The sequence below is a fragment of the Candidatus Albibeggiatoa sp. nov. BB20 genome, from assembly GCA_016744725.1.
Taxonomy (GTDB): domain Bacteria; phylum Pseudomonadota; class Gammaproteobacteria; order Beggiatoales; family Beggiatoaceae; genus Albibeggiatoa.
In genome coordinates this window covers 1-2,500 of record JADGDW010000281.1, presented here as the reverse complement: position 1 = coordinate 2,500, position 2,500 = coordinate 1, and the positions used below count along the sequence as shown (strand labels likewise).

Annotated in this window: 1 protein-coding gene and 1 pseudogene; both read right to left on the bottom strand. The window is 38.0% G+C overall.

What is annotated here, in order from left to right; all coding sequences use genetic code 11:
* Positions 1 to 437: 437 nt before the first annotated feature.
* A pseudogene (locus tag ABXH34_RS18550) lies at positions 438 to 596 on the bottom strand (globin domain-containing protein); the annotation flags it as partial.
* Positions 597 to 687: 91 nt separating this feature from the next.
* Positions 688 to 2,364 carry a methyl-accepting chemotaxis protein gene (locus ABXH34_RS18545; protein ID WP_353573377.1) on the bottom strand — a complete coding sequence of 559 codons (1,677 nt, stop codon included), beginning with the start codon at positions 2,362 to 2,364 and terminating at the stop codon, positions 688 to 690.
* Between the last annotated feature and the right edge of the window lie 136 nt (positions 2,365 to 2,500).

Here is a 2,500-nt window from a genome sequence, read left to right as displayed (position 1 = left end):
ACCTGACTCATGCCAATCAAAAACTCAAACTTTGTTTTATCCGACTTTTACTTAAAAGATTAGCTGCTACATTATCTTAGATTTCAAATGGGTTCTATAGGGAGTAAAAGTCTGGACGAGATTTAATAGAATTGAAGTCAAGGCATAAATAAGATGAAAATACATAAAGCCAATGAACATTGGCTTTATGTATTTTCCAATTGGCAATGGCAACCCCATTAGTGTGCTGGGTTCCTTCCTCCGAACCAAAGATTTAAATTCATCAAAACAAAGAAAGTATTAGTTTACAAGGTAAATCTATATTTGAAACCATCTTTTAAATCCTAGATCAAGCTGAAACAGCATTAATATCTTCTTTCATGACAGATAATTATTGTAATGTAGCAACCAAAGCATCAGCAATTGCATTGAAATGTTTATGTGCGACACGTATTCCTTTACCCGTGTAATGAATGGTTAGGCCCAGCAAATGCCATGGTTAAAAATGTTTTTTGCATTGTATTCTGAGCATCCATATCAGCTGAATTGAAAAAGTGCTTAACACGATTATCCTCTAAAATTTTTTGATAGAAAATTTTAGAGGCTGCATCAACGGTGGCTTCCCACCCATATTTTCATGTAAAGACATTATTTTAGCTCTTGGTTAAACTTAATTAGGAAATCCATTCATACATGGCACTATATAAATTAAAAATCAACCCAGTCATCATCGTCATCTAATTGCTGGGCAGTTTTAATTTCTGGATGATGATTCACGGCTTCAGTCGGTGCAGAATGGCGTTGAAAAGTAGACTGAGATATATGATGTTTTTTCGGTGTTCTAACATAACCTACATTGAAAAACTCAATAAGCTGTTGCAGTTTTATAGATTGATCTCGCATAGACTCGCTGGCTGATGTGGCCTCTTCAACCATTGCGGTGTTTTGCTGGGTCATATCATCCATTTGGGTGACTGCTTTGTTAACCTGACTGATATTCGATGATTGTTCCTGACTGGCGACGGCAATTTCGCTGATAATATCATTGACCTTTTTAACTGCAGAAACGATACCTTCCAGAGTATTCCCAGATTGTTTGACCAAATCCATGCCTTCATCAACTTTGGACACACTTTCTTGAATCAAAGATTTAATTTCTTTAGCTGAGGTGGCACTACGTTGAGCTAAATTGCGAACCTCGCCTGCAACAACGGCAAAGCCTCGTCCTTGATCTCCAGCACGAGCAGCCTCAACTGCTGCATTTAAAGCCAATAAATTGGTCTGAAATGCCAACTCATCAATCACACTAATGATGTCAGTGATTTGCTTGCTGCTCTTGCTAATTTCACTCATTGCAACAATATTTTGCCCGATGATAAGTCCGCCTTTTTCTGCAGTTACTTTAGCATTTAAAGCCAACTGAGCAGCCTGTGTGGCACTGTTAGCATTCTGTTGTACTGAGCTGGTCATTTGTTCCATGCTGGCTGAGGTTTGTTCTAAAGAGGCTGCTTGTTCTTCAATTCGTTGACTAAAATCAATATTACCCTGTGAAATTTGTTCTGCGGCTTCTGACACTTCAGTTGATACCGCCGTGACTTCAGTAATAACCCCATACAATTGCTTCTGCATATCACCAAACGCATTGAGTAATTCGCCCAACTCATCACTAGAATAAGCTGAAACCTCGCCTGTTAAATTACCTTTTGCCACTTCTTTAGCTCTAGTGACTGCAAACATAATTGGATTAACAATCGAACGGGAAACCGAAATCGTGACCCAAATCGTTAAAATAAGTATGACAAGCGTAATCACAATAAGTATATTTGCGGTTTGTTTTGCTTGTTGTTCGGCTTTATCTCTTGCCTTGCTCGCCACGTTATTAGCAAAATCGGTTAATTCTTGCATTTGTTGTTCTAACAATTGAACGTGATGATGCCCTTTTTGTTGTGTAATATCCGCCGCTTTCTCATGTTGTTTTTGTTCAGTTAATTGAATGACTTCATTACGAATATCACGCCATGCGGTAAATGTATCTCGAAGGGTATTAACTTGAGTTTTATCACCTAAAAAACGCGCTTCAATAAGGTCAAGATCGAGATAAACTTGCTTTTCATGTTTTTCAACTAATTTAGCAGCTTGAAACATCATATCGCTATCTTTGGCTAACGCCACATCTTTCATCGTTCGGTGCATTCGCACGATATTGATATTAACATCACGTACCGCTTTGCTCACCGTAAAAGGATGTCTATATAATTTGTCCGTGGTTTCTGAAAGAGCTCGCATTTGGAAAATAGCATACACGCTAACCATCAAAATAAAGATCATGATGATACTGAAACTGAGCATGAGACGAGTACGAATGCGTAAGTGTTTTATTTGCATAGTAAGGCCTGCCTGTCCCTTTAAGTAAAAGCTTATTTTCGTTGATTGCTTGTAGTGAATTTACTGTAAGTCGTTATATAACACGTTATCAGCCAAGAGTACCAGTCTAAGAACGGCTAACTCTTCTAATAAAACC

What these genes read in the sequence shown, in the direction of transcription:
- ABXH34_RS18545 (WP_353573377.1), bottom strand. Translation starts at nt 2,364, where the DNA reads ATGCAAATAAAACACTTACGCATTCGTACTCGTCTCATGCTCAGTTTC.